Origin of the sequence: Amycolatopsis sp. lyj-90, assembly GCF_046549035.1 — a bacterium.
Lineage (GTDB): Bacteria > Actinomycetota > Actinomycetes > Mycobacteriales > Pseudonocardiaceae > Amycolatopsis.
In genome coordinates this window covers 83,502-108,871 of sequence record NZ_JAJPWP010000017.1, presented here as the reverse complement: position 1 = coordinate 108,871, position 25,370 = coordinate 83,502, and the positions used below count along the sequence as shown (strand labels likewise).

Genomic DNA, 25,370 nt, shown 5'->3' with positions numbered 1-25,370 from the left:
TGCCCTTAACGCATGTCCTCCATCTGATAGGTGACACGGAGGCAGAGCGTTCCTGGTTCATTCGCGGCCAGACGCGGCAGAACGTCCGGCAGTTCCTGGAACCGGCATTCCCCGCTGACCAGCACTTCAAAGCCCGGATCGGCCAGAATTCGCAAAGCGAGAGCCAAGCGGTCGCCGTAGCTCCGGTTCGTGCGGCGAGCGGGCGAGACCATGCCGACCTGGCTGCTGCGGATCGTCAGGCGCCGTGAGTGGAAGTTCTCGCCGAGCGGGACACTGATCCGGCGGTCGCCGTACCAGCTCAGCTCGACGACCTCGCCCTCCGGCGCGAGCAGTTCCAGCGACCGCGCCAGTCCGGCCTCGCTCGCGCTGGCGTGCACGACGAGGTCGCAGTCGCCCAGCGCGTCCTCCGGTGTCGAGAACTCGACGCCCAGCGCTTCGGCGATCTTCGCGCGCCCCGGGTCGACGTCGATCAGCTGTACCCGGGTCGCGGGGAAGCCCGCCAGCAGTTTCGCGACGCTGCTGCCGACCATCCCGGCGCCGACGACGGCGATCCGGTCGCCGAGTTTCGGCGACGCGTCCCAGACGGCGTTGACCGCGGTCTCGATCGTCCCGGCGAGGATCGCGCGCTCCGGCGGCACCCCGTGCGGCACCGGCGTGACAGCCGACGCCGGGACGACGTAACGGGTCTGATGTGGATAGAGGCAGAAAACCACTTGCCCGGCCAGATGCTCCGGACCATGTTCGACCACGCCGACGTTGAGGTAGCCGTACTTCACGGGTCCGGGGAAGTCGCCCTCCTGGAACGGCGCGCGCATGGCCTCGCGCTGGCTCGGCGGGACCTCACCGCGGAAGACGAGCGTCTCGGTACCCCGGCTCACGCCGGTGTACAGGGTGCGGACCAGCACCTCGCCGTCACCGACCGGAGGGAGCGTGACCGGCCGGAGCTCGCCGTCACCGGAACCACTGAACCAGAAGGCGCGTTCCATCGTGTCCTCTCATGTCGGACCCTGGAGACGGGGTCGCCGTCACCATAACGAGGAGGCCTCGTGATCAACCCCGGAGTTTTCCTGGGGGTCCTCGTCCAGCTGGCACTGTTGGGAACGCTGGACGCCGTCACCGGACTGGGCCCGCTGGGCTGGATCGCCGGAGCGGCCTACGGCATCGCCGTCGGCGGATTCCTGACCTACGGCCTGAACCGGAGCACCGCGCGCTCCCTCGGTCCGGCCGACGCCGTGACGCTCGGACGCTCCGGGCTGGTCGGCTGTGTGACCGCCCTCGTCGTCGACACCGCGGGCGGGGAGATCGTCACGATGGTCGTCATCGCGTCGGTCGCGCTCGCCCTGGACGCCGTCGACGGCCAGGTCGCGCGCCGCACCGGTACGGCGTCGCCCCTCGGCGCGCGCTTCGACATGGAGGTCGACGCGTATCTGATCCTGATCCTGAGCGTGGTCGTCGCCCAGTCGCTCGGCCCGTGGGTGCTCACGATCGGCGCGATGCGGTACGTCTTCGTCGCCGCGAGCCGGCTGTGGCCGTGGCTGAACACTCCGCTGCCGCCGAGCCTGGCGCGCAAGACGGTCGCGGCGGTGCAGGGCATCGTGCTGGTCGCGGCGGCTTCGACGATCCTGCCGCTCTGGGCCGGTTTCGTCGTGACGTTGGGCGCGCTCGGACTGCTGACCTGGTCTTTCGGTCGCGACACGTGGTGGCTGCTGGAGCAGCACGCCTTCAGCGGCACGCGGCGTGTGACGGCCGACGTCGCGTGATCACGCGTACTGCGCCTCTCCGTTCCCGAACGACCAGTTGATCAGATCGGTCTCGTTGATCGTCACGAGCACGTTCCGCGGCTCGGTCCCCGAGTACTCCTCGGCGAGCTCCGCGATCCGCCGGTACAGCGCCTTCTTCCGTTCGTCGGTGCGCCCCGGGCGCATGGTGATCGCGACGAACACGACCCCCTCGTCCCGGTGGATCCCCAGGTAGTCGTCGTACTTCAAGGTGCTCCGGCCGTTGAGGACCTGGAACCGGTCGTCGGCCGGGATGCCGAGCGTCTCGACCATCGCGTCGTGGACGGCGTTGCCGAGGGCTTCGAGCCTGTCGGTCCCGACAGCGTCGATGCGTACGAAGGGCATGTCAGTTCTCCTTGGTGGCGAGCAGGCCGAGGGCGCCATCGACGGCTTTCGCGAACACGTCCGGGGATCCGGCGGCGCGGGCGAGGACATAACCGCCCTGCAGGACCGCGACCAGCGCGGTCGCCGTGGCGGTGGAATCGAGCGAAGCGTCCAATTCGCCGTTCGCGCGGCCTTCTTCGAGCAGTTCGGCGAGACGGCCGGTGAGCCAGCCGAAGGTGTCCTCGACCGGCTTTCGCAGGTCCGGATCGGCCATCACGTCGGGATCCTGGGTGAGCTTGCCGACCGGGCAGCCCTTGAGCACGTCGCGCTCGCGGCGCAGGTAGACGGTGATCCGTTCGACGACCGTGCCCGGCCCGGCGAACTCGGCCTCCGCCCTCGCCCGCAGCTCCTCGGCGTTGCGGCCGATCGCGGCGAGCGCGAGGCCGGACTTGCCCTGGAAGTGGTGGTACATGCTGCCCTGACCGGCGCCGGAGCGCTCCTGGATCGCCTTGGGGCTGGTGCCGACGTACCCGCGCTCCCACAGCAGTTCGCGAGTGCTCTCGATGAGCTGTTCCCTCTTGTCCACACCGAGACCGTACATACTAGTAGGTACAGAGCGCAAACCAGCGCGGCGAGAGCAAGGGACCTTTGCACCGCCGGAACGCGTTTAGTCGGCTAAACGCGCCTCAGGGGCGCGAGTCCTGCCCGAACCGCTCCCACTCCCGGTCCCAGGCCGCGCGCCGCGCCCGGTCCAGCAGGTGCCGCGCGACGAGGTACCCCGCCGCCAGCAGCGTCACCGCGATCAGCCACACGCCCACCCCGACGCCGACCCCCGTACTGGTCGCGTCCATCGGCGTCACCGGCGGATCGACCACGGCTTCGGCGTCGTCGAGCCACACGGTCACCCCGTCACCCGCCGAAGCGCCGAGATCGGCGGTGACGAGTTCCTCTCGGTACGTCCCGTCCGGCAACGTCCACCGCGCCTTCACCGAAGCGGTATCGGCCGAGGGGGTCCCATCGACGCCGACACGCGCCGACGGAGCGTCTTCGAGCAGGAACGCGGTCGTCGAGTGCCGCGCGGCCGTCTCGAGCGCCGAGCGCTCCATCATGGCCGCGTAGGCCTCGGAACCGGCCGCCGCGGCCAGCGGGACACCGAGCAGCGCCACCGCGACGCCGCCGACGAGGATCACTGCCTCGATCCGGTCCCAGATCCGCGCGAGCGGATTCCGGCCGGGATGGATCCGGCGCCACAGGAACAGAAGCGACACGACGGGCCTCCTTCGCCGGTTCCCCACCGACAAGACTGCGTCGGGAAGAGCCGGAGGGATAGGAGGCTTTGGTCCCTGTCAGCGGCGAGGAACGTTCTCACCCGGGACCACGTGCGCGGAGGCCGCACGGTTCATCGCACGACGTGTTCGTACGCGGACTTCAGGTCCCCGACCGGACCGGCCGGCGCGACCAGTGGCCCCTTCGCCCAATCGCAGCCGAGTTCGTGCAGGACCTTCAGCTGCCGCGCGGTTTCGACTCCCTCGGCGACCACCACGAGGTCGACGGCGTGCGCCATCGCCATGATCCCGGCGACGATCGGTTCGGCGTCGCTCGATCGCCCGAGATCGGCCACGAACGACCGATCGATTTCGATCACGTTCAGATCGAGACGGCACAGCTGGGCTAGCGAGGAGTACCCGGCGCCGAACCGTTCCGCGGTCACCCTGACCCCGGTCTTCCGCAGCGCGTCGACGGCGTCGGCCGCGTCCTTCAGCGCCGTCTCGTCGACGTCGAGGCTCAGATCGTGCGGCCCCAGCCCCGCGCCTTCCAGTGTGGTCTGAACCACTTGCAGCAACGTGGGATCGCCCAGTTGGCGGACCGAAAGACTCACATTCACATTACAGTGCACACCATGATCGGCACGCCATCGGGAGATCTCACCGGCGGCCTTGGCAAGGACCTCCGCACCGATGATCGTCAGAAGATCGCCGTCGTCGGCGATCTCGGCCAATTCCGCCGGATCGATCGGCCCCCGGACCGGATGGTCCCAACAGGACTTCGCCTTCACCGCGACCATGTCGCCGGTCCGCAGATCGACGACGGGCTGATAAACGGTCTCGACCAGCCCGTCCGCGACGGCGTTCCGCAGATCCTGCTCCAGGATGAAGCGGTCCTGCACGCGTTTCCGCATGATCGGCGCATAGAAAGCAGAGCGGCCCGGTCCGAATGTTTTCGCCTGATACATCGCCAGATCGGCGTCTTCCAGCAATTCGTCGGCACTGCGGGTATCACCGGGTTCTGCGATCACTATTCCGATGCTCGTATTGATATGCAGTTCCCTGCCGTGCACGGTGAGCGATTCGGCCAGATGCCGCTGGAGGTGATCGGCCAGCGCCCGCACCTCGGCGGCTTCGGGATAACCGGTGGTGATGACCAGGAACTCGTCCCCGCCGAGCCGTCCGACCAGGTCCGAAGGTCCGGCGGCGGCCCGCAGCCGGTCGCCGATGATGCGCAGCACCTGGTCGCCGACGGTGTGCCCGAGCGAGTCGTTGATGATCTTGAACTTGTCGAGGTCGATGAACAGCACGGTGGTCGTCTGCGACGGATCCGCGATCGTGAGGCGCAGATGGTTCAGCGCGAGCGTGCGGTTCGCGAGCCGGGTCAGCGGATCGTGGGTCGCCTCGTAGGCCAGCCGCTCGCTGATCGCCCGCCGTTCGGTGATGTCGGCGAAGGAGGTCAGCACCGAGGGCACGCTCTGCCCCGGCGCCATCAGCGGACCGGACGTCAGCGAAAGCCACCGATGGGCACCGTCGCGCCGCCGCACCTGCACGACCCGTCCGGTCTCGACCTTCCCCGAGCGCCGCACGCGCGCCGACGGCAGATCGTCGACGGGGACCGGGGCCCCGTGCTCGTCGTGCAGCCGCAACGTCCGGCTTTCCAGGCCGACCAGGGAGCCCTCCGGCACGCCGGAGATCCGGTGCGCGGCGGAGTTCGCGAGCTCGATCCGCCCGCTGGGGCCGACCAGCAGCACCCCTTCGTCGAGCGTTTCGACGACGGTGGCGAATTCGGCCTCGGCCCGGCGCTGCGCGGTCTCGTCGGCGCACAGCAGCACGTAGCCGTCGAACATCTCGGCCGCGGAGACGCGGACCGCGAGCGCCGTGCCGTCGGCGCTGAAATGCGTCGCCTGCACCACACCGCCCGCCGCGACGACCTGCCGCGGATTCATCGGCGCGCCCACGACCTCGGACACCGGCACCCCGATGACCTGGTCGAGTTCGTGTCCGTAGACGGCCTCGGCCGCCGGGTTCCAGCTCGTCACCAGGCCGTCGGGCGAGGTCGCGATGATCGCGTCGCTCGCGTGGCCGACCAGCGCGGCCTGAAACCGCAGACCGGCTTCCGCCGCCTTCTGCGTGGTCAGATCGCGCATGATCACCTGATAGGCGGGTTTGCCCTCCCAGGTGGTGAGCACCGCCTGCGATTCGACGGCGACCTTGTGGCCCTGAAGGGTCCGCAGCATCATTTCGGTCGGCTCACTGAACGAGCCGGGCGCGACCAGCGAACCGATCCGCGCCAGCAACGCGTCCTGCGAGCCGGCGTCGACCAGATCCGTGATGTGCATCCCGATGATTTCGGTCGACACACTCGCGCCGACGAAGCGCATCGTGGCCGAGTTCACGAAGACGACTTTGCCCCGCTGATGGACACAGATCCCGTAAGGGCTCGCCTCGACCATCGTGAGGTATTGCGTACCCAAAGTCCCGCCGTCGGAATTTTGCTCCAAAAGGCGGTACCCCTTGCCGAGAAAGGCAAGCGCGGGTTCACCACGTTGATCCCTCTCGGCGGACAACTCGGTCAGCAGGCGGACGAGCGAAGCATGACGGTCGGGTTCTCCAACCGTGCAGGTCGCGGTGCCGTTCGCTGGCGAGGAATCCTGATCCGAAGGCCGGTGGGTGTCGGGGGTCCCACCGTCGAGATCGTCAGGATCCATGTGATCCAAACCCCCTACTCGACTGATGTAGCTTCCGATTAGATCACTAAATCGACGTAGCCGTCCTCCTCGTCCAGCTGATCGGTGCGGCTTTTCCACCCCAGCGTTGACGGAATGTAGTTGAAGGGAAACACGTGCGGAGCAAAACAGACATCTGCGGCATCGGCGCCGTAACCGCCTACGGCTGGGGGCGCGAATCGCTGTGGGAGGGCCTCGCGAGCGGCGTCCCCTGCGCCCAGTACACCGACGGCTTCGGGGAAACCCCGGACCTGCCCGGCTGGGTGGCCCACATCCCCGAGGGCGGCAGACCGAGGGACGGCAGCCTGCACGCCCGTGCCCTGCTCGCCGCCGCACGGGAGGCGATCGAAGACGCGGGCACCCGCGGCTGGTCGCCGGGACGGCGGGTGGGCGTCATCTCCGGCGGCGTCCGCGAGGACCTGCGGACCTGGGACAGGCTCACCGAACTCGGCGAGGAACTCATGTACCGGCGCGAGTTCATCGGCATGATGCCCTCGACCCCGATCGCCTCGCTGATGTCGGAGTTCGGTTTCCACGGCCCGTCGATGGCCACCTCCGCGATGTGCGCGACCGGCAGCGCCGCCGTCCTCACCGCGAAGATGTGGCTGGACGCGGGAATGGCCGACGACGTCGTCGTGGTCACCACCGATCTGTCCGCGACCAGGACGATGGTGCGCAACTTCGTGCACTGCGGGGTGGCGATCACCGACACTCCCCCGCTCGACGCGTGCCGCCCTTTCCAAGAGGGCACAAGGGGATTCACCTTCTCCGAGGCCGCGGTCGCGGTGGTGCTGACCCAGCGGAAGACCGACTCGTACGCGACTTTGCTGGGCGGCGCCATGTCCCATGAGGCGCACAACGCGATGGCGCTCGACCCGAACCCGGCGAACGCGATCTCGGCGGTGACCGGGGCCTTGGAGAACGCGAACGCCACCGCGAAGGACGTCCGCTACCTGAACGCGCACGGAACGGGCACGAAACTCTGCCACCGCACGGAATCCCAGATCCTCGAAGCGGTCTTCCCCGGCAGTACGGAGATCTACTCGATCAAACCGCTGACCGGCCACAGCCAGTCCGGCAGCGCGCTGACCGAGATCGCGGCGACCTGCCTCGCGGCACAGCGCGACCTCGTCCCGGCGCCGAAACCGGTGGCGGACGGGCATCCGCAGCTGATGGACGGGCCCTCCCGGCCGGAAAGCGGGCTCACCGTCAAGACGTCGATCGGGATGGGCGGGTATGTCGCCGCCGTCGTCTTGGACGCCGCCTGACTCCTATTCGATAACACACGGTCTCAACGTCGTCACGAAGTGTCATATCCGGTGCTCATCGGGTCGATACTGCCAAGTAGCGATACGCACTAGGCACGGAGGCGGCCATGAGCCCGAGAACGGCATCCGACAACCTCGTCCACAACTACCTGTTCTTGCGGCGTGCCATCGGTTTCCTCGGGATCGGACTGCCTTTCGTGCTGATCTTCGGGAAGATCGCCGTCGACGGCGGCGGCCTGCTCAACTCGATCAGCGGCTACTACTACTCGGGGATGCGCGACGTCTGGGTCGGCGTCATGTGCGCCATCGGTGTCTTCCTGTTGTCCTACCGGGGTTACGGCCGGATCGACGACATCGCCGGGAACATCGCCGCGGTGGCCGCGGTCGGCGTGGCGCTGTTCCCCACGACACCGTCGAACGGTGACCGCACGGACGAGATCCTCGGCCTGCTGCACCTCGGGTTCGCCGCGGTCTTCTTCCTCACCCTGGCGTTCTTCTGCATCGTGCTGTTCACCAAGTCGGACAAGGAGATCCCCGGCGCCCGCAAACCCGAACGGAACCGGCTGTACGTCGCCTCGGGCGTGATCATGCTGGTGTGCCTGGCGTTGATCGTGCTCTGCGGCCTCGTCTTCGACGATCTGACGAAGTCGCTTTACCCGGCGCTGTGGCTGGAGTCGGTGGCGATCCTCGCGTTCGGTGTCGCGTGGCTCACCAAGGGCGGGACACTGCTGCCGGACAAGACCGTGACGGCGGGAACGCGGGTGACGGCCTGACCTGTACCGGAGCCGGGCCGATCAAGGTAAAGGAACCTTTGTCATCGGCCGGGTCGTTGACGCGGTATGACTGAGCGCATCGCACTCCAGCTCGGCCGCCGCGACCTCCTGGTGGTCGCGGGGATACCCGGGGCGGGCAAGACCACGCTCCTGGCCCGGGCGGCGACCGGCGCGATGCCGGTGCTCGATTCCGACCAGGTCCGCGCGCGGCTGCGCGGACGGCTGCCCGCCGCGCTGCCGTACCGGTGCTATCGGCCCGTGGTCCACCTGTGGCACCGCGCGCGGGTCGTCCGGGCCGCGCTGGCGGACGGCGGCCCGCTGGTCGTGCACGAGCCGTCGACCCGCGCGACGACCCGCGGGCTGCTGGCCCTGCTCGGCCTGGTGAGCCGCCGCCCGGTCCGGCTGCTGTGGCTCGACGTCACCCCGGAGGAGGCCCGCGCGGGCCAGGTCGCGCGCGGGCGCGTCATCCGGCCGCGGTCGTTCGCCCGCCACGTCAGAAGGGCCGAGAAGGTGCGCCGCGACCTGCGCGCCGGCTGGGTCCCGGCAGGCTGGCACGGCGCGCGGATGGTGACCCGCGAGGTCACCGGGGCGCTGCGGTTCGTCACCGAAGAGGAGCCGGGAAGAGGCCGCTCAGGCGACGTCCGGCTCCTCCCGGTCGACCGGCCCGGCGCACCCACAGTGCGCGCAGGTTAGCGGTTCCGGCTCGGGTTCGTCCGAAGGTCCTGGTCGGTTCGGGGGCGGACACGGGTTCCCTGGCGCCCAGCGGATGCGTACCGGCATCGTCGTTCGTCCTTTCCACGCCGCGAAGGACCTTCGCACGGAGATACGGACGTGCTGATCCACCGGTTCATCCCATCCCCGGATCGGGTCAGATCCCCACGTAGTTCTCGGCGAAGAAGTCCTGGTGCGCACGGGAAACCCGCAGGCTCTCCAGCCGCGCGTCCCGCAGGGCCCGCTGGAACAGGGCCTCGTCGTCGTATCCGGCCGGACTGTGCAGGAGACCGATCATCCACTGCGAGAACTCCTGCGCGCGCCAGATCCGCGGCAGGCACTCCGCGGAGTAGTGGTCGAGCGCCGTCGTGTCGTCCGTTTCGTGGGCGGCGATCAACGCCTTGGCGAGGATCTCCGCCTCCATCAGCGCGAGATTGGCGCCTTTCGCCGCGGCGGGACTGATCAGGCTCGCCGCGTCGCCCGCGAGGAACAGTTTCCCGCGCTGGATCGTGTCCATCACGTGCGAACCCAGGTCCACGATCCGCCGTTCGATGACGGGGCCGCGTTTGAGCGCGCCGTACCGCTCGCCGCGCATCCGCAGGTGCAGCTCGTCCCAGACCCGGTCGTCGGTCCAGGCGTCCGGATCCTCGCCGCGCGGGACTTCGAGGTAGTAGCGCGTCACCGTCGGCGTCCTCGCCATATGCCCGGCGAAACCGCGTTCGTGGAGCGCGTAACCGATCGCGGACATACTGGGCGGCGCCTCGGCGAGGATCGCGAGCCACGAGATCGCATGGTCTCGCTGGAAGACCTTGGCGGGAACGGATCTCCGCGAGACGCCGTGCCTGCCGTCGCAGCCGGCGATGTACTCGGCGCGCAGGAGACGGTCGTCGGCGATGATGGTGGCCTCCGTCCCCGACACCGACGAAACCTCGGTCTCGAACCGGATCTCCCCGCCGCGGGCGAGGAATTCCGCGATCAGATCGGTGACCAGGAATTGCTGCGGATAGACGGTGTGCACCTCGCCGCCGCCGAGTTCGCCGTACTTGAGCTCGAATTCCCCTTGTTCGGCACGGAAGGCGCAGGTGTCATGCCGGACGCCGTTGGCGAGAAGCCCGTCGGCGAGGCCGTTCCCGTCGAGGACACGGACACTGTTCGCGGCCAGGAATCCCGCCCTGGCACGGTTTTCGACGTACTCCCGGCTTTTCCGCTCCAGGATCAGGCAGTCGATTCCGGCCGCGCGCAAAAGATTTCCCACGACCAGCCCGGCCGGACCCGCTCCCACGATCAGTACATCGGCGTCGTTCTTCCCCACGAAAGCCCCCCGTGCCCTCCCCCACTGCGATCCACGGTACACAAACTGCGTTCACCCGGGGGATGTTCAGCCCTTCTGGGCACGCAACCTCGCCCGGCGTTTCCCTTCGTGCATCGCCACGACACGCGCGATCGGGATCGTGTGCCCCTGTTCGACGAGGTCGGCGGGCAACGTCTGCGGCGCGGGCATCGCCTCGGCCCACGGATCCTTGTCGCCGAGCAGACCCGGCGCCGTGTAGACGGTGAAGTCGGCGGGGACCACGTCCGCCAAGGCGTCCCAGGCGACCGGGAACGACACCGGCAGTCCCGGCCGCAAACGCGGGCTGTACGCCGCCGCGACCGTGTTCCCGCCTGCCCGCGTCGAATCGAGGTACACCTTGCCCTCGCGGTCTTCCACGATGTACGCGGTCGTCGCGACCGACGGGTCGACCTGCTCCGCGCGAGCGGAAAGGGCGCGGGTCGCGGCCGCGACGTCTTCGAAGGTCTGCCCCGGCACCAGCGGGACGAAGATGTGCACTCCCTTGGAACCACTGGTCTTCACCGCACCGGCGAGCCCCGAATCGGAGAGCGCCTGCCGCACCAGCCCCGCGGCCTTCACCACGTGCGCGAAATCGTCACCCGGCGGCGGGTCGAGGTCCAGGACGAGATGGGTCGGGCCCGCGACGTCCCCGGCGGTCATCAACGTCGGGTGATACTCGACGGCGCGCTGGTTCGCGAACCACAGCAACGTGCGGCGGTCGTCGCACAGCGCGTACGACACCTGCCGCTGGGAGGTCTCCGCCCAGATTTCGTGCCGCTTCACCCAGCCGGGTGTGTATTTGGGCAGGTTCTTCTGCATGAACGGGTCCTGGCCGCGCAGGACGCGGATCACCGACAGCGGCCGGTTCTCCAGTACCGGGAGGAGACGGCCCGCGACGAAGTCCAGGTAATCGACGAGATCGCGTTTCGTCGCGCCCTCGAACAACGGCTGGTCGAGGTTGGTCAGCTTGACCCCGTCGCGCTCGTCATCGCTCATGACGGTGAGCCTGACACAAAAAGCCTCGTGAGTGGTACGGACGGTTCTAACCGCCCTTACCACTCACGAGGCCGACGCTTAGCTGATGTTGGCGTCGATGCAGGCGTAAAACGCGTTCGCCGTGTCGTAGACGTTCCAGCGGGCGAGGATCTTGTGCCGCCCGCTCTGCTGCAGGTTCACGCTGTGCGTGACCGTGGCACCCGGCTGCGCGCCGTTGTCGTTGACGGTCGCGACCTTCGCGCCGTCGACGAAGTACTCCCACGTGCTGGTGCGGTGGCGAGCCGTGATCGTCCACCGGAACGTGGTGGTACGGCCGAGGGAATGCACCTTCCAGCCCTTGCTGTCATTGTTGAGGTCCGCGAAACGGCCGACGCCGCCGTTACAGCTCATGAGACCCTTGGGGCCTTCGACGCTTTGCGGTTCCCATTTGATGTCACCGCAGGAAACGGTGTTCTGAGCGCACTGCGCCTGCCTGCTGGCAGGTGAGGAGACGTAGCCGTGCGCGCTGGCGGTACCCGCCGGGATCGCGACCAGAACCGCCGGCACCGTTGCCGCACCTGCCGCCAGGGTCAAAAGCCGTCGTTTGAAGCTCATGCCTACCCCTTTCCCATCTGTGCACCCACCGCTGACCCGGGTGGCGGAACCGTCCGTGGAGCTCGAGGTTCCTGGGCCACGGCGAGCGAAAAACCAATGAAGGTTGGGACCACATCCGCCGAAGCGCCGAGCGGCGAATGTGGTCTAGACCATAATTGGTTCAGACGACTCGGTCAAGAGTAACCAACCGGGCACTTGGAGTCGTGAAGATCGAACAGGGGTTGTCAAGCCGTGCGATCAGCCCGCACCCAAACAGACGAAGGGTCGCCGGAACGGATCAACCGCGATGGTGTCCGCGAGCGCCGTCGCCGGGCCGGCCCCGTCGGCGAGTCCACGGTGGTAGTCGTCCATCGCGGCCGCGGCGGCTTCGTCACCGACTCGGCTCAACGGTGCGATCACCGTCCGCGAACCGCTCGCGAGCAGCGCGCTGGCGAAACCGAGGACTTCGTCGCCGGGCCGGATCCGGTTCAGCGCCAGTTCGCACGACGCGAAGACGACTTGCGACGGCGGCTGCGCGAGCCCGGCCATCTCGTGCGCGAAAAGGATGCCATCGGCCAGTTCCAGCCGGGAGAACAAGGCGTTCTCGGGCTCGTGCGCACCGTGCGCGGCGATGTGCGCGAGCTTCGCGCCGTCCAGCGCGCCGAGGACGGACCGCACCGTCGCGTCCGGCCCGGTCAGCGTATGCGCCGTCCGGTAGTGCGTGGCGAGTTTGGCCAGCTCACCCCTGGTCCCCACGAGGCCGGGGCCGCTGACGAGGACGACCTTCCGCGCCTCGGGGACCGTCGTGCGTTCGGCTCCCAGCCAGGCGGTCGCCGACGGGGCCACGACGATCGGCCGCGACCGCAGCGCCGGCAGCACCCCCCACGGGATGGCGAACAGCGGACCGGTCGGCACGACGACCAGGCCGCGGTCGCCGAGCAGCCGCTCCAGCGGCCGGATGAGCTGGGCGTCGAGCCGTTCGGCCTGTTTCCGCGCCGAACCGAGTACCGCCTGGACCAGGGGCGGCGGCAGGTGATCCGGCGCGAGGGCGTCGAGATCGACGTTCAGCATCCGCGCGGACTCCGCCGCCGACGCCGCCGAGCCGAGCCGCACCAGTTCGCACCGCCCGCCCGCGACGACCACCGCCACCAGGTCGTCTCCGGAGGACACGAAGCTCACCAGCGCGCGTTCGCCCAGCTCGTCGGCGACCTCGGCGAGCCGCGCGATCGGCCGCGGCCTGCCCCAGCGTCCGGCGTGCCACCCGAGCCGATGCGCCTCACGCAACCGCTCGGCGTGTTTCGCCCGCAAGGCCGCCGTCGGATGCCCGTCGTGCTGCGCCTGGTGGATCGCCTGATCGAGACCCCGGACCTCACCGACGCGCTCGGCGAGATCCGGATCGCTCGCGGCAACAGGTTCGTACCGGTAACTTTGCGCGCGGGTCCGTTCCGTCCAGCCGAACAACCGGGCCGCGTCCGCGCGTTCGAGCACGATCTTGACGGCCAGATCCGCCAGCTCCCTGCCGTGCAGCGCCGTCCCGGACACCAGTTCGAGGCCGCCCATCCGGTCGCGGACCCGGTCGAGTTCGGTGAGCCCGCCCCTGATCTCGGCCAGCGCCCTGGCCTTGTCCCCCTCTTCGACCGCGAGTTCCGCGCGGCAGAGCCGTCGCAGCATCCGGTAATCGACGGTGGTCAACCGGCCCGGCTGCGGAATCCGCGCCAGCAGTTCGGCGGCGCGCTTGCGTTTTCCCTTCCGCAGCTCGACCCGGACGGCCAGCATGCGCGCCAAGGCCGCCTGATCGGCGAGCCTCGGCATCGGCATCGCGTTCGCCGCCCGCAGCGCACGGGCCGTCAGGTTGGCCGGGATCTCGTTGGTACGCAACGCATCCCGCACGTCGGCACGAAGGCCGACGATCGTCGCGTTGGCGACACAGGTCTGACATCCCCAGCGCAGCGTCCGGCGCCGGGCCGAAGAGGCGTACGTCCGGGCGAGCTCCAGGTCGTCGGTCATCAGCGCCGCGGACGCGCGGAACAGCTCCACCCCGCCCAGATCCCTGGTGATGCTCCGCTGTTCCAGCATCACCGGCAGGATCTCGTCGAGATGTACTCCGGCCTCTTCGGCCAGGCCCGCGGTCAGCAGTGCTTCGGCCCGTTCCCACCGCAGCAGCGGCGGGATCTCCAGGTCGAGAGATCGGTAGATCCGCTCGCTTTCCTCGTAGAGCCGCAATGCGGCGGGCACGTTCCCGACGCGGAGTTCCAGCGTGCCCAGCGGGCGGCGGACGTCCGCGGCCTGGGCGTGCAGGCCGTTGCGTTCCGCGAGCGCCACGGCGTTGGCTAGGTCCCGCCTGGCGCGGCGGATGTCGCCGAGCCTGGTGTAGGCCAGCCCCCGGGTGGTCAACGTGCCCAGGTACGGATCGAGCGAGGGCGCGGGATCCTTTTCCATGGCCAGGAGGGCCTCTTTGTGCGCGAGCGAGGAATCGAAATACGCCGTGCTTTCCTCGTTCCGCCCCACCGCCATGAGCAGGAGTCCGTAATTGTGGTCGAGCTGACCGCGCAATTCCGCGTGGAGCCGGGGGTCGTCCACCGCTTTGAGCAACAACCGGACGTCGTCCAGGCCCGCGAGACCGGAAGCCACGCCCCCGCTGGTCTCCGACCCCACGGTCGCGATGCTGGAAGCCAGCCGGATCCGGGTGGCCAGCCAGTCGTTCCTCATCCGTTCGGCGACCGGATGGATCGAATCGAGCAGAGCCATCCCCCGCCGCAGCAGGAGAATTCCCTCACGTTGACGGGCCGAACACGCGGCATCGATACCGGCGCGCTGGAGTTCGCGCGCCTTGCGAATGACATCGGCTTGATCGAGCTGTGTAACCGCCACTGATCTATGACAGCACACTCCGTAGCCGAGAGTCGCCCGCCACCGGTTCTTACCCGGGTGACGGGCGAACCCTCTTCAGCCAGGAGTGTGCTCAGGGAGTGGGCGGCGGCGTCTGAGCGCATCCGCCAGGACAGTCCCAGACTCGTTCGTTCTGGTGCTCGCAGTCGGGGCTGTGCTGGTGTTCTCCCTGGTCGGGCCTGGGCTGAGCCGGGTCGACCGGCTCTTCCTCACCGATGGGATCCTTGACGTCCGTAGGCGTCGACATTTGACGATCTCCTCCCCTGATGATCTTTCTTTGTCGTACCAGGCAGCCCCGTCACACCAGGCCCCCTCTGATTCGCAGGCCCTCTTCCTGCGAACGGGGCAATAGTGCCACAACGGAGCAGTGATCGGGAGTTTTTACCTACACTGAGTCATCGGCGGCACCCAAAAGGGGGACGCCTAGTTAGCGAACCTCACGACCTGCGCCGAATGGCCGAACGGGGGGTACGCCGTCTCCGACCCGCCAGCGGGACCGAGATCATCAACGAATCCCTTGCCCGGAAAGGGAAACCGGCCGGAAGCCACGCGCGGACCCGGCAGAGCCCACTGCGCCATCCGGCCTAAGATCCAAAAATACTTGTGGCACAAGGGTTTCCGGCCACGAAAGCCGGGGAACTCACGGCCCGTCGGGGGTTGCCTGGCAAAACATCCGGAGGAGATAACGATGCCCACGTGGTTGGTCATCATCATCGTCATCGCCGCGGTCCTGGTGGTGGGAGCGGCCGCCTGGTTCGTCGTCGCGGAGCAACGCAAGCGGCGGTTGCGAGAGACGTTCGGGCCCGAATACGACCGGGCCGTCAAGGAACACGAAAGCCCGCGAGAAGCGGAACGCGAGCTGTCGTCGCGAGTGAAACGCCACTCGGACCTCGACATCCGGCCGCTGCCATCGTCCACAAAGGACCGGTACGCGCAGGAATGGGCACTGATCCAGGAACAGTTCGTCGACCGCCCGTCCGGTGCCGTCGTCGACGCGGACCGGGTATTGGTCTCCCTGATGGCCGAGCGCGGCTACCCGACCGAAGGGTACGACCAGCAGCTCGCGGATCTGTCCGTCCGGCACGCGAACGCGTTGCGGCACTACCGCGCCGGGCACGACACGCTGGTGCGCCATCGGGATTCCGAAATGTCCACAGAGGACATGCGTGAAGCGATGAAGCACTACCGCGAAGTGTTCGAAGATCTGTTGACCGATGGTGGCGAAGGAGCGGAAAGTCATGGAGAGCAGGCCTCTGGGAACCGAGGGAACGGAACCGCGGAGCACGGAACGCGTCGCGGGGACGACGGATCGGCTCGACGGGGAACCGACCGCTGACGGTCTCGGCGACACCCGGGCCGACGAGGATTCCGGGCACACGCTGAGCACCGAGGACCTGGTGGCCGCCGAACCCGAGCGCACCACCGGGAGCACGACCGAACATCACGAAGACAAAGCCCAGACGTTGTTCGACAACGTCGACGTGGACAAGTTCCGCGACAGCTGGCAGGGCATCCAGACGGCCTTTGTGGACGATCCGCAGCGGGCGGTCAAGGAGGCCGACGAACTCGTCGCCGTCGTGATCCAGAACCTCGCCACGACCTTCGCGGACCACAAGAAGGAACTGGAATCCGCGTGGAGCCAGGGCGAACCGGCCACCGAGGATCTGCGGATCGCGTTGCGCCGCTACCGCTCGTTCTTCAATCAACTGCTGAGCACGTAGCCCAAGAGCTCGTGAGTGGTAAGGACGGTTCTAACCGTCCTTACCACTCACGAGTTTTTACGCGCCGGTCGTCGACCCGGGCCGCACGATCATCAGCACCGTCACCACGGCCCAGAGCAGGTTGAACACCCCCGTGTACATCGCCACGCGCCCCGCCATCACCGGTTCCGACGGCCGCTCGGCGTCCAGCACCGCCAGGATCGCGTTCTGCCCGGGCAGGACCAGCAACGCCAGCACCCCGGCGGCCGCGGCGGTGAGCACGATCGACACGATCACCCACACGTCACCGAAGACCCGCATGCTGCCCGCGGTCGCCAGCCCGAACAACGGCACGGCCACCCCGAAGATCGCGTACACCCGGCAGATCCGGTTGAGCATGCGCAGGACGGACAACCCGGAACCCGGTTCGGCGAACGCGCGCCGGGCGGCGGCCGGGAACATGCTCGCCGCGACGGTGACCGGACCGACCGCGATGACGGCGGCGAGCACGTGGAGGATCAAAAGTACTTTCGACACCCGCCGAGCCTAAGATCGTCACCCCGGCGCCCGATACGGGTGTTTTCGACGGATGTCGCAGGATTCCGGCCATGCGCTACGTCCGATGACGTACGCCGGGTGCCGCCTGCGAACGGATGTGGTGCGGCCTCGCGGGAGCCACCATTCATCACCATGAACCTTCCCGTGGACACAGACGAACTCACGAAACGGTACGGAGAACACCTCGCCGTCGACCGGATGAAGCTGACCGTGCTGCCCGGCGAGATCTACGGTTTCCTCGGCCCGAACGGCGCCGGCAAGACGACGACGTTGCGGATGCTGCTGGGGCTTGTCCGCCCGACGTCCGGCAGCGTGCGGCTGTTCGGCAGACCGCCCGGCGACCTCGACGGGGTCGGCGCGCTGATCGAATCGCCGGGCTTCTACCCGTATCTGTCCGGCGCGGACAACCTCAAGGTGCTGGCCCGGTACAGCGGAACGGATCCGCTCCGCGTCGGCGAGGTGCTCGCGTTGGTCGATCTCGCCGATCGCGGCAAGGACCGGTACTCGACCTACTCCCTCGGGATGAAGCAACGGCTGGGGGTCGCGGCCGCGCTCCTGAAGGATCCGCGACTGCTGATCCTCGACGAACCGACCAACGGCCTGGACCCGGCGGGGATGGCCGACATGCGCGTGCTGATCCGGCGGCTGGGCGCGGAAGGCTGCACCGTCCTGCTGTCGAGCCATCTGCTGGGCGAGGTCCAGCAGATCTGCGACCGGGTCGGCGTCGTCTCGCGGGGACGGCTGGTCGCGGAGAACACGGTGACCGAACTCCGCGGCGGCACGGTGCTGCACATCGAAACCGACGAGATCCTGCGTGCCGCCGACCTGGTGAAGCACTGGATCGGCGCGGAGAACGTGCGCGCGAGCGGGACCGGGCTCGATCTGACCGTCGACCCGGACCGCGCGTCGTGGCTGAACCGCGAGCTCGTCACAGAAGGGATCCCGGTGCGGGAACTGCACGTCCGCGAACGGGATCTGGAGCAGGTTTTCTTCGAGCTCACCGGAGAGGTGGCAAGTCATGTGGGGTAGCTGCACCGCCGAGCTGGCGAAACTCGTCCGGCGTCCGGCGAACTGGTTCATGCTGGGGATCGCGGTCGTGCTCGGCCTGACCTTCACCTATCTGCTGCCGCTCGCGGGCGCGGCGGGTTCGTCGAGCGGGGCGCCCGGCACGGATCGCGGGCTGGCCGCGACCATGCCGTCGAACCTGGTCGGCAACTCGATCGGCGGACTGCCGGTGTTCCTCGGCGCGATCGTGCTCGTGCTCGGGGTGCTGGCCGTCGGCACCGAATACGGCTGGAGCACGTGGAAGACCGTGCTGACACAAGGACCTTCGCGGCTGACCGTCTACAGTGGAAAGTTGTTCGCGCTGGCCGTCGCGACTCTGGCCGTCGTGCTGACAAGCTTCGCGACCGGAGCGGCCACGAGCGCGATCATCGCCTCCTCGGAAGGCGAACCGATGAACTGGCCCGCGTTCGGCGAGCTCGTCACCGGGATCGGCGCGGGCTGGCTGATCGCGATGACCTGGGCCGTCCTGGGCGCGGCGCTCGCCATCGCGATGCGCGGGGTGGCGCTGCCGATCGGGCTCGGCCTGGTGTGGCTGCTGGTGGTCCAGAACCTGCTGTTCGGCGTCGCGGCCCCGCTGCTGGACTGGGTCGGCACGCTCCAGCTGGCCCTGCCGGGAGCCAACGCCGGTTCGCTGGCCGCGTCGCTCGGTGCTTCGGGGGCGACGCCGGGGATCGGGGAACTCGTCGGCGTCTCCCAGGCGACGCTGGTGGTGGCCGGCTACCTGGTGGCCTTCGCCGTTCTCGGCGGCTGGCTGCTGCGGCGCCGGGATGTCCTCTGAAAGCACGTGAAGGCCCCCTTCCCCCTGCTGGGTTTTACAAGCAGAGGGAAGGGGGCCTTCACGCGGGATCAGGCGAGGGCGTCGAGGTCCGCGACGACGTCCTCGGGCAGCTCCAGCTTCGCGGCGGCGACGTTCTCGCGCAGGTGCAGCAGCGACGACGTACCGGGGATCACCAGGATGTTCGGCGACCGCTGAAGCAGCCACGCGAGCGCGACCTGCATCGGCGTCGCGTCGACGCGGCGGGCGCAGTCGTCGAGCACGCCGGACTGCAGCGGGGTGAACCCGCCGAGCGGGAAGTACGGCACGAACGGGATGTTGATGGCCGCGAGCGCGTCGAGCAGCCCGTCGTTGACGCGGTTCGCGACGTTGTACTCGTTCTGCACGCAGACGACCGGCGCGATGGAGCGGGCTTCCTTGACCTGCTCCGCCGAGACGTGGCTCAGGCCGAGGTGCCGGATCAGGCCCTGCTGCTGAAGTTCGGCGAGGACCTCGAACGGCTCCGTGATCGAGACCGGGATCGGGAAGACGCCGTGCTCCCCCGCGAGCCGCAGGTTGACGACGTCGAGCACATCGACGCCGAGGTTGCGCAGGTTGTCGTGGACCGCGGAGGTCAGCTCCTCACGCGAGAGCGCCGAAGGCCAGCCCTTGTCCGGAGTCCGCTTCGCGCCGACCTTCGTGACGAGGTGCAGGTTCTCCGGGTACGGGTGGAGCGCCTCGCGGATCAGCTCGTTGGTCGTGTGCGGCCCGTAGAAATCGCTGGTGTCGATGTGGGTCACGCCCAGTTCGACCGCCGCGCGGAGGACGGCGATCGCGGTTTCGCGATCCTCCGGCGGCCCCCAGATGCCGGGGCCGGACAGCCGCATGGCGCCGTAGCCCATCCGGCTCACGGTGAGATCGCCGAGAGTGAGGGTGCCGCCTGGGCTCATGATCGCTCCTTGGTCGTGGTTCCCGGCTCACCCTATGCAGGGTCGGCCGCCTCGGCGCGCGCGGGAAGGGAGCAAGGGACCTTTGCTATCGCCCGAGGCTCTGACCTGCGCGAACGACGAGGCCGACCAGCTGGTTCGCCAGTCCTTCGGTCAGCCCGTCGACGAACATCTCGCGGCCCGCGGGCGCTCCCCGTTCGGCCAGGACCGTCGCTACAGCCTCGCCCGGGTTCGCGTAGGGCCACAGCCCCGCGACGAGGATGAAGACGGCTTTCGCAAAGTGCCCGGCGGCTTCGGCGTCCAACGGGACCTGGGCCCGGACGACGTCCGCGAGCCGTTCGGTGCGTTCACCGGCCCGGGTCTTGAACGCCCGGGCGGTCTCGACGGAGATGTTGCGTTCGAGCACGGCCGCCATCGTGCTGATCAGCTCGCACAGGAGGCGCTGCCGCGAAATCGACGTCGCGATGACGGCCGCGACGCGGACTTCGCGCTCGTAACCAGGCTTCGCGTCTCTCGGGGCACCTAGTTCGTCTTCGAGTTCGTCGAGCCATGCGACCCAGATCGAGTCGAGGACCTCCAGGAAGATCGCCTCGCGGCTGTCGAAGTACCGCAGCACGTTCGACTTAGCCAGGCCGACGCGATCGCTCAGCTCGCGCAGGCTGATCTGCGAGACAGGCCGCTCAGCCAGGAGTTCGCGCGCCGAGTCGAGGATCGCCGTGCGCCGCGCCTCCACCTGTTCCGGCCGCCGTGCGCGCTGGAAGTCGGGGGACACGCGCCGCACGGTACCAGACCACCCGGCTGTTATTCGGCCTTCGCGGCCCTCCGGGCCTGCACTCGCTTGTAGCTCCAGATCAGCAACGCGAACAGGATCAGGCCGGACAGGATCAGGCTCGAACCGGTGCTCCATCCGCCGAGCGGCAGCCCGGGCACGAGCCCCCAGACCACACCCGCGGCCAGCAAACCCAGCCCGGCCAGCACCGAACCCGCGATGCGCAGCGGCGACGAAACACTGTCCTCGGCCGCCTTCATCGCCCTGTCGCGGATGGGATCGACGTACTTCTCCACCGCCGGGAACTCCGAAGCCAGCACGAGCAGACCTGCCAGTACCAGCAGCAGACCGGGTCCTGGCAGCACGAGCAGCGCGATGCCGACCAGCAGCAGAATGACGCCCGCGATCAGGATCAGCACCTGCCTCACGGGTTTTCCGATGCCCACGTCATTCTCCTCGCCGTCGTTCCTGAGACTGATTGTGCCGGGAACGCGCTGGTCCCGCCCGGTCTGAGGATGGAGACACGGTCTTGATCAACGAAGCGATCCATCGACGATGAAGGAATCGGGACACTCAACGTCCCGATTCCTTCATCGTCGACTCCGGCACACGCTGAATCGCCACCCTTGTGCTGGTCGGCTGGCCGCGCGATCCGGCCGAGCGGGGTGGATCACCTCACCCAGGCGATAGCAAAGGTCCCTTGCTCACTCCCCCGCGCCCAACAGCTGCTCGAACGGCACAAACCCGCTGTTCGGAGCCACAACAGCCCCCTCCGACGAGAGCCGCGAGGCGAACTCCCGCCCAGCCCGCGAAGCCCGCGCGTCGAGATCGCCCGGAGAAGCCCAGTCCGACGAAGCCGCGTACACCGCCGTCGCGACAGGCTCGGCGCGAAGGTAGGCGAAGAGCGGCCGCAGCGCGAAGTCGAGCACCAGCGAGTGCCGTTCGGTTCCGCCGGTGGCACCGATCAGTACCGGCTTCCCGTCGAGCGCCTTCTGCTCCAGCACGTCGAAGAACGACTTGAACAGTCCGCTGTACGACGCGGTGAACACCGGTGTCACGGCGATCAGGCCGTCCGCGGTGGTCACCGTGTCGATGGCCGCGCGCAGGGCCGGGGAGGGAAACCCGGTCAGCATGTTCTTCGTGACGTCGAGGGCGAGGTCGCGAAGTTCGATCACCTCGATCTTCACGTCCGGCAGCACCGAAGAAGTCGCCGCGGCCAGTTTGTCCGCGAGCAGCCGCGTCGAGGACGGCTGGCTCAACCCCGCGGTCACGACAGCGATCGTCGTCATGCGGTCACCGCCGAAGAAGCCTCCGAAAGAAGCGAAGCGTGCGTAGGAGCCTCAGGCACGTGAGCGGGACGAAGGGAGTCGAGTTCCTTACGCAGCACCGGGATCACGTGCTCGCCCAGCAGGTCGAGCTGCTCCAGCACGGTCTTCAACGGCAGACCGGCGTGGTCCAGCAGGAACAGCTGACGCTGGTAGTCGCCGAAGTGCTCGCGGAAGGTCAGCGTCTTGTCGATCACCTCCTGCGGGCTGCCGACGGTCAGCGGCGTCTGCTCGGTGAACTCCTCCAGCGACGGCCCGTGCCCGTACACCGGCGCGTTGTCGAAGTACGGCCGGAACTCCCGCACCGCGTCCTGCGACTTCGGCCGCAGGAACACCTGGCCGCCGAGGCCGACGATCGCCTGGTCCGCCTTGCCGTGCCCGTAGTGCTCGTACCGCTCGCGGTACAGCTCGATCAGCGCCTGGAAGTGCTCCTTCGGCCAGAAGATGTGGTTCGCGAAGAACCCGTCGCCGTAGTAGGCGGCCTGCTCTGCGATCTCCGGGCTGCGGATCGATCCGTGCCAGACGAACGGCGGCACCCCGTCGAGCGGCCGCGGGGTCGAGGTGAACTCCTGCAGCGGCGTCCGGAACTTGCCGGACCAGCTGACCACGTCCTCGCGCCACAACCGGTGCAGCAGGTGGTAGTTCTCGATGGCGAGCGGGATCCCCTGCCGGATGTCCTGCCCGAACCACGGGTACACCGGGCCGGTGTTGCCGCGGCCCATCATCAGGTCGACGCGGCCGTCGGCGAGGTGCTGCAGCATCGCGAAGTCCTCGGCGATCTTCACCGGGTCGTTCGTGGTGATCAGCGTGGTCGAGGTGGAAAGAATGAGTTTCGACGTCTGCGCGGCGATGTAGCCGAGCATCGTCGTCGGCGAAGACGGCACGAAAGGCGGGTTGTGGTGCTCGCCGGTCGCGAAGACGTCGAGGCCGACTTCTTCGGCCTTGAGCGCGATCCGCACCATCGCCTTGATCCGCTCGTACTCGCTGGGCGCCTCCCCGGTGGTCGGGTCGGTCGTCACATCGCCCACCGTGAAGATTCCGAACTGCATGACCTGCTCCCTAAGCCGGGTTGTTGTTGCTTGAGCGTTCAACCTCACGCGCGCGAGAAGTATTCCAGACCATCGACGCAGGCCGAAAGGGTGACTTGATCAGTCCCGGAAAGTGGCCGCCCTCACACTCGGATCCATGTGGCTCACTTCCCTGCTTGTGACAACGTTGACATTCGCTCTCACGCCGGCCACCACCACTCCCGAACCCACCGTCGCCGCGACGATCTGCGCCAAGTACTGCGACAGCCGCGATCCCGCACTGGCCGTCGGCGAAAGAAGACCCAGTACGGCGACGGTCTGGGGCCGCGGCATCACACTGCATCTCTCCGACGGCGACGACATGGGCTGGGGCAGCATCGCCAACGGCGACCCCGGCGACGAGGTCTGGCTCGACCGCTCCTTCGACGGCGGCCGCACCTGGGCCGGAGACAGCCGGATCGGTGACACCAAGATCCCGGCCGGCCAGCGCGGCTGGCGGACCCTGATGTTCAACGTGGACGACCCCGCCACCCACCGGTTCGGCGCCCTGCGCGCGTGCGGGAAGGCGGGCAACCGGCCGGAAATCGCCTGCACGCCGTGGTTCCGCACCACGGTCGCCGCGCACGACCGCGCCGAAGCCGCGGCCACCGCGCTCATGCAGTTCTACGACAACGGCACCGGCCTCTGGCAGACCACGGGCTGGTGGAACTCGGCGAACGCGCTCACCGCGATCCTCGACTACAGCACCCGCACCGGCTCACAGAACTACCGCCACGCCATCGCCAACACCTTCGACCGCAACCGCGGCGACAACTTCACGAACGAGTACATCGACGACACCGGCTGGTGGGCGCTCGCCTGGATCCGCGCCTACGACCTGACCAAGGACCGCCGCTACCTCGACACCGCCGTCATCGCGGCGGACTACATGTACTCCTACCGCGACGGCACCTGCGGCGGCGGCCTCTGGTGGTCGACGGCGAAGACGTACAAGAACGCCGTCACCAACGAGCTGTACGTCAAGGTCGCCGCGTCACTGCACAACCGGCTCCCCGGCGACACACGCCAGCTCGCGCGGGCACGCGAGGTCTGGGACTGGTTCCGCGCGAGCGGCATGATCAACGGGAACGACCTGATCAACGACGGCCTGAACGCCTCCTGCGCCAACAACGGGCAAGCCGTCTGGAGTTACAACCAGGGCATCGTCCTCGGCGCGCTGCTCGAACTGAACCGCGCGACCGGTGACGCCGCCCTGCTCACCCGTGCCCGCCGGCTCGCCGACGCTTCCACCACGACGTCACTGCTGCACACGAACGGGATCCTGCGCGATCCGTGCGAGTCCGGCGACTGCGGCGCCGACGGGCCGTCGTTCAAGGGCGCGTACGCCCGCAACCTCGGTGAGCTGGACCGGGCCCTGCCCGGCAGGCCGTACCGCGCTTACCTGACACGCCAAGCGAACTCGACGATCGCGCACAACCGCACGTCGCTCGACCAGCACGGCCTGCGCTGGTCGGGACCGGTCGACAAGGTCGACGCCGCTCGTCAGCACAGCGCGCTGGAGGTCCTCACGGCAGCACTCTGATCACCGGATCCGGGACGTGCAGCCAGGCGCGGACCTCGGTCTCCTTCTCGTTCACGAGCACCTGCCGGTAGCTCATCGTGTCGAGACCGGGGCCGCCCTGGTCCTGGACGTCCTCGTGGAACCGGTCCGAGACGAGCACGACCATGGGCGAACCGTCCGGCGCCTCGGCCAGCGCGTCACGCAGCACCCGTGAATCGAGCAGCCGGGCCAGCAGCACCTTCGGCCGCCCCGTCACGCCGTATTCGTCGAGCGTGACCTCGCCGGCGTGGATCGCGACCCGCACCCGGATCCGCAGCTCGGGCGCCGTGACCACGTTGTACCTGGCCAGGTCCGCCGCGAGCTGGGCGAGGAGCGGGTACAGCAGCCTGAACTTCGGGAACTGCGGCGGGACGACCACGATCATCCCGTCCCCGGTGTCGCTCTTCAGGCAGACCTCCCAGGCGATCCCGCTGCCGGTGAAGGCGTTCTCCAGCAGGCCGAAGAGCATCCGCCGGACCTGGACGAAGATCTCGCTGCTGCGCCCGACCTGCCCGAACCCGGCGATGTCGATCGAGAACAGCCCGCAGTGCATGCCGGACTCCACCCACACCGTGGGCAGTGGGTAGAGGATCTTCTTCCGCAGCAGGGCGAGGTGCACACAGGACACGGTGACCAACAGGATCGTGCCGAAGAACCAGAAGAAGCCGAACGCGATCTCCGTGTTGTCCGCGTCGCCCGCCCGCGCGAGCGAGTAGGTCATGAAGAAGGACATGAGGCTGTAGCCGAGCACGTAGAACCACAGGGCGGCGCGTCGCAGCCGCCACGCGGCGTGCACGAACGCCAGCGGCGCGAACACGCCGAGTGACCCGACCGCCACCACGAAATACCAGAGACTCACCACGCGCTGTGCGGTCGACGCACGTGTCGGGCCGATTCCGACGACCACTGCTTCCCCCCGTCACCCTGTGACACGGGAAACGATAACGCCTCATCCGAAGAAGGAGAAAGCCACTCGCGGCGGCCGTGA

General features: G+C 68.3%; 25 protein-coding genes. 9 read left to right on the top strand and 16 right to left on the bottom strand.

Translation table 11 applies throughout. From position 1 onward, the window contains the following. Positions 1-5: 5 nt before the first annotated feature. Entirely contained in the window at positions 6-986 is a 981-nt protein-coding gene (locus tag ACLJPX_RS43080; protein ID WP_410605913.1) for a dehydrogenase, read from the bottom strand. 60 nt (positions 987-1,046) lie between these two features. Here ACLJPX_RS43080 and ACLJPX_RS43075 point away from each other — a divergent pair, with 60 nt between their 5' ends. After that, positions 1,047-1,760, top strand: a complete 714-nt coding sequence (locus ACLJPX_RS43075; protein ID WP_410605912.1) for a CDP-alcohol phosphatidyltransferase family protein — start codon at positions 1,047-1,049, stop codon at positions 1,758-1,760. On the opposite strand, the gene ACLJPX_RS43070 is transcribed toward ACLJPX_RS43075, so the two are convergent. The 4 genes from ACLJPX_RS43070 to ACLJPX_RS43055 all read right to left on the bottom strand — a co-directional run bounded on the left by ACLJPX_RS43070 (position 1,761) and on the right by ACLJPX_RS43055 (position 6,078). Then, the gene (locus ACLJPX_RS43070) at positions 1,761-2,123 is read right to left on the bottom strand and encodes a tautomerase family protein (protein WP_410605911.1); all 363 of its coding nucleotides are present in this window, start codon (positions 2,121-2,123) and stop codon (positions 1,761-1,763) included. A 1-nt stretch (position 2,124) separates the two neighbouring features. Beyond that, positions 2,125-2,688 carry a TetR/AcrR family transcriptional regulator gene (locus tag ACLJPX_RS43065; protein ID WP_410605910.1) on the bottom strand — a complete coding sequence of 188 codons (564 nt, stop codon included), beginning with the start codon at positions 2,686-2,688 and terminating at the stop codon, positions 2,125-2,127. 100 nt (positions 2,689-2,788) lie between these two features. Continuing rightward, on the bottom strand, positions 2,789-3,370 hold the full coding sequence (locus ACLJPX_RS43060; RefSeq protein ID WP_410605909.1) for a hypothetical protein: 582 nt from the start codon (positions 3,368-3,370) through the stop codon (positions 2,789-2,791). Positions 3,371-3,501: 131 nt separating this feature from the next. Further along, positions 3,502-6,078, bottom strand: coding sequence for an EAL domain-containing protein (locus ACLJPX_RS43055; protein WP_410605908.1), 2,577 nt, complete (start codon positions 6,076-6,078; stop codon positions 3,502-3,504). A 134-nt stretch (positions 6,079-6,212) separates the two neighbouring features. On the opposite strand from ACLJPX_RS43055, the gene ACLJPX_RS43050 reads away from it, so the two are divergent. The 3 genes from ACLJPX_RS43050 to ACLJPX_RS43040 all read left to right on the top strand — a co-directional run bounded on the left by ACLJPX_RS43050 (position 6,213) and on the right by ACLJPX_RS43040 (position 8,830). After that, positions 6,213-7,364: a beta-ketoacyl synthase N-terminal-like domain-containing protein gene (locus ACLJPX_RS43050; protein ID WP_410605907.1), complete on the top strand. Its 1,152-nt coding sequence runs from the start codon at positions 6,213-6,215 to the stop codon at positions 7,362-7,364. A 107-nt stretch (positions 7,365-7,471) separates the two neighbouring features. Continuing rightward, positions 7,472-8,137 (top strand): DUF998 domain-containing protein, encoded by a 666-nt coding sequence (locus tag ACLJPX_RS43045; RefSeq protein ID WP_410605906.1) that lies wholly within the window; start codon positions 7,472-7,474, stop codon positions 8,135-8,137. 66 nt (positions 8,138-8,203) lie between these two features. Further along, the gene (locus ACLJPX_RS43040) at positions 8,204-8,830 is read left to right on the top strand and encodes an AAA family ATPase (RefSeq protein WP_410605905.1); all 627 of its coding nucleotides are present in this window, start codon (positions 8,204-8,206) and stop codon (positions 8,828-8,830) included. Between the two features lie 175 nt (positions 8,831-9,005). Here the strand turns inward: ACLJPX_RS43040 and ACLJPX_RS43035 are convergent, their stop codons facing one another. The 4 genes from ACLJPX_RS43035 to ACLJPX_RS43020 form a co-directional block, all read right to left on the bottom strand. Continuing rightward, positions 9,006-10,160 (bottom strand): 4-hydroxybenzoate 3-monooxygenase, encoded by a 1,155-nt coding sequence (locus ACLJPX_RS43035; protein ID WP_410605904.1) that lies wholly within the window; start codon positions 10,158-10,160, stop codon positions 9,006-9,008. 66 nt (positions 10,161-10,226) lie between these two features. After that, complete coding sequence (locus tag ACLJPX_RS43030; RefSeq protein WP_410605903.1) at positions 10,227-11,174, bottom strand: DNA polymerase domain-containing protein; 948 nt, start codon at positions 11,172-11,174, stop codon at positions 10,227-10,229. A gap of 78 nt (positions 11,175-11,252) precedes the next feature. Next, positions 11,253-11,768: a lytic polysaccharide monooxygenase auxiliary activity family 9 protein gene (locus ACLJPX_RS43025; RefSeq protein ID WP_184900112.1), complete on the bottom strand. Its 516-nt coding sequence runs from the start codon at positions 11,766-11,768 to the stop codon at positions 11,253-11,255. 237 nt (positions 11,769-12,005) lie between these two features. Further along, positions 12,006-14,618, bottom strand: coding sequence for a CHAT domain-containing protein (locus tag ACLJPX_RS43020; protein ID WP_410605902.1), 2,613 nt, complete (start codon positions 14,616-14,618; stop codon positions 12,006-12,008). A gap of 706 nt (positions 14,619-15,324) precedes the next feature. Between ACLJPX_RS43020 and ACLJPX_RS43015 the strand changes: the two genes are divergently transcribed. Then, positions 15,325-15,972, top strand: a complete 648-nt coding sequence (locus ACLJPX_RS43015) for a hypothetical protein (RefSeq protein WP_101612687.1) — start codon at positions 15,325-15,327, stop codon at positions 15,970-15,972. Next, complete coding sequence (locus tag ACLJPX_RS43010; protein WP_410605901.1) at positions 15,875-16,357, top strand: hypothetical protein; 483 nt, start codon at positions 15,875-15,877, stop codon at positions 16,355-16,357. Before ACLJPX_RS43015 ends, ACLJPX_RS43010 begins: the two co-directional genes overlap by 98 nt. 57 nt (positions 16,358-16,414) lie before the next feature. Here ACLJPX_RS43010 and ACLJPX_RS43005 read toward each other — a convergent pair whose 3' ends face one another. Continuing rightward, complete coding sequence (locus ACLJPX_RS43005; protein ID WP_410605900.1) at positions 16,415-16,873, bottom strand: hypothetical protein; 459 nt, start codon at positions 16,871-16,873, stop codon at positions 16,415-16,417. 153 nt (positions 16,874-17,026) lie between these two features. On the opposite strand from ACLJPX_RS43005, the gene ACLJPX_RS43000 reads away from it, so the two are divergent. After that, entirely contained in the window at positions 17,027-17,923 is an 897-nt protein-coding gene (locus ACLJPX_RS43000) for an ABC transporter ATP-binding protein (RefSeq protein WP_410605899.1), read from the top strand. Beyond that, positions 17,913-18,737 (top strand): ABC transporter permease, encoded by an 825-nt coding sequence (locus ACLJPX_RS42995; protein WP_410605898.1) that lies wholly within the window; start codon positions 17,913-17,915, stop codon positions 18,735-18,737. The genes ACLJPX_RS43000 and ACLJPX_RS42995 overlap by 11 nt, the downstream gene beginning before the upstream one ends. A 68-nt stretch (positions 18,738-18,805) precedes the next feature. On the opposite strand, the gene ACLJPX_RS42990 is transcribed toward ACLJPX_RS42995, so the two are convergent. From ACLJPX_RS42990 to ACLJPX_RS42970, 5 genes are all read right to left on the bottom strand, one after another. Continuing rightward, positions 18,806-19,663 (bottom strand): oxidoreductase, encoded by an 858-nt coding sequence (locus tag ACLJPX_RS42990; RefSeq protein WP_410605897.1) that lies wholly within the window; start codon positions 19,661-19,663, stop codon positions 18,806-18,808. Between the two features lie 85 nt (positions 19,664-19,748). Then, on the bottom strand, positions 19,749-20,441 hold the full coding sequence (locus ACLJPX_RS42985) for a TetR family transcriptional regulator (RefSeq protein WP_410605896.1): 693 nt from the start codon (positions 20,439-20,441) through the stop codon (positions 19,749-19,751). Between the two features lie 20 nt (positions 20,442-20,461). Then, positions 20,462-20,875: a PGPGW domain-containing protein gene (locus ACLJPX_RS42980; RefSeq protein ID WP_101612681.1), complete on the bottom strand. Its 414-nt coding sequence runs from the start codon at positions 20,873-20,875 to the stop codon at positions 20,462-20,464. Between the two features lie 258 nt (positions 20,876-21,133). Next, positions 21,134-21,718 (bottom strand): FMN reductase, encoded by a 585-nt coding sequence (locus ACLJPX_RS42975; RefSeq protein ID WP_410605895.1) that lies wholly within the window; start codon positions 21,716-21,718, stop codon positions 21,134-21,136. After that, a complete protein-coding gene (locus ACLJPX_RS42970) occupies positions 21,715-22,803 on the bottom strand; it encodes an LLM class flavin-dependent oxidoreductase (protein WP_410605894.1) in 1,089 nt (362 codons plus the stop codon). The genes ACLJPX_RS42975 and ACLJPX_RS42970 overlap by 4 nt, the downstream gene beginning before the upstream one ends. Before the next feature lie 136 nt (positions 22,804-22,939). Between ACLJPX_RS42970 and ACLJPX_RS42965 the strand changes: the two genes are divergently transcribed. Continuing rightward, the gene (locus ACLJPX_RS42965) at positions 22,940-24,364 is read left to right on the top strand and encodes a glycoside hydrolase family 76 protein (protein ID WP_410605893.1); all 1,425 of its coding nucleotides are present in this window, start codon (positions 22,940-22,942) and stop codon (positions 24,362-24,364) included. On the opposite strand, the gene ACLJPX_RS42960 is transcribed toward ACLJPX_RS42965, so the two are convergent. Then, on the bottom strand, positions 24,348-25,244 hold the full coding sequence (locus tag ACLJPX_RS42960; protein WP_410605892.1) for a hypothetical protein: 897 nt from the start codon (positions 25,242-25,244) through the stop codon (positions 24,348-24,350). The two genes, ACLJPX_RS42965 and ACLJPX_RS42960, sit on opposite strands and share 17 nt — an antisense overlap. Between the last annotated feature and the right edge of the window lie 126 nt (positions 25,245-25,370).

What these genes read in the sequence shown, in the direction of transcription:
- ACLJPX_RS43080 (WP_410605913.1), bottom strand. Translation starts at nt 986, where the DNA reads ATGGAACGCGCCTTCTGGTTCAGTGGTTCCGGTGACGGCGAGCTCCGG.
- ACLJPX_RS43070 (WP_410605911.1), bottom strand. Translation starts at nt 2,123, where the DNA reads ATGCCCTTCGTACGCATCGACGCTGTCGGGACCGACAGGCTCGAAGCC.
- ACLJPX_RS43055 (WP_410605908.1), bottom strand. Translation starts at nt 6,078, where the DNA reads ATGGATCCTGACGATCTCGACGGTGGGACCCCCGACACCCACCGGCCT.
- ACLJPX_RS43045 (WP_410605906.1), top strand. Translation starts at nt 7,472, where the DNA reads ATGAGCCCGAGAACGGCATCCGACAACCTCGTCCACAACTACCTGTTC.
- ACLJPX_RS43040 (WP_410605905.1), top strand. Translation starts at nt 8,204, where the DNA reads ATGACTGAGCGCATCGCACTCCAGCTCGGCCGCCGCGACCTCCTGGTG.
- ACLJPX_RS43030 (WP_410605903.1), bottom strand. Translation starts at nt 11,174, where the DNA reads ATGAGCGATGACGAGCGCGACGGGGTCAAGCTGACCAACCTCGACCAG.
- ACLJPX_RS43025 (WP_184900112.1), bottom strand. Translation starts at nt 11,768, where the DNA reads ATGAGCTTCAAACGACGGCTTTTGACCCTGGCGGCAGGTGCGGCAACG.
- ACLJPX_RS43015 (WP_101612687.1), top strand. Translation starts at nt 15,325, where the DNA reads ATGCCCACGTGGTTGGTCATCATCATCGTCATCGCCGCGGTCCTGGTG.
- ACLJPX_RS43010 (WP_410605901.1), top strand. Translation starts at nt 15,875, where the DNA reads ATGGAGAGCAGGCCTCTGGGAACCGAGGGAACGGAACCGCGGAGCACG.
- ACLJPX_RS43000 (WP_410605899.1), top strand. Translation starts at nt 17,027, where the DNA reads ATGAACCTTCCCGTGGACACAGACGAACTCACGAAACGGTACGGAGAA.
- ACLJPX_RS42995 (WP_410605898.1), top strand. Translation starts at nt 17,913, where the DNA reads ATGTGGGGTAGCTGCACCGCCGAGCTGGCGAAACTCGTCCGGCGTCCG.
- ACLJPX_RS42990 (WP_410605897.1), bottom strand. Translation starts at nt 19,663, where the DNA reads ATGAGCCCAGGCGGCACCCTCACTCTCGGCGATCTCACCGTGAGCCGG.
- ACLJPX_RS42975 (WP_410605895.1), bottom strand. Translation starts at nt 21,718, where the DNA reads ATGACGACGATCGCTGTCGTGACCGCGGGGTTGAGCCAGCCGTCCTCG.
- ACLJPX_RS42970 (WP_410605894.1), bottom strand. Translation starts at nt 22,803, where the DNA reads ATGCAGTTCGGAATCTTCACGGTGGGCGATGTGACGACCGACCCGACC.
- ACLJPX_RS42965 (WP_410605893.1), top strand. Translation starts at nt 22,940, where the DNA reads ATGTGGCTCACTTCCCTGCTTGTGACAACGTTGACATTCGCTCTCACG.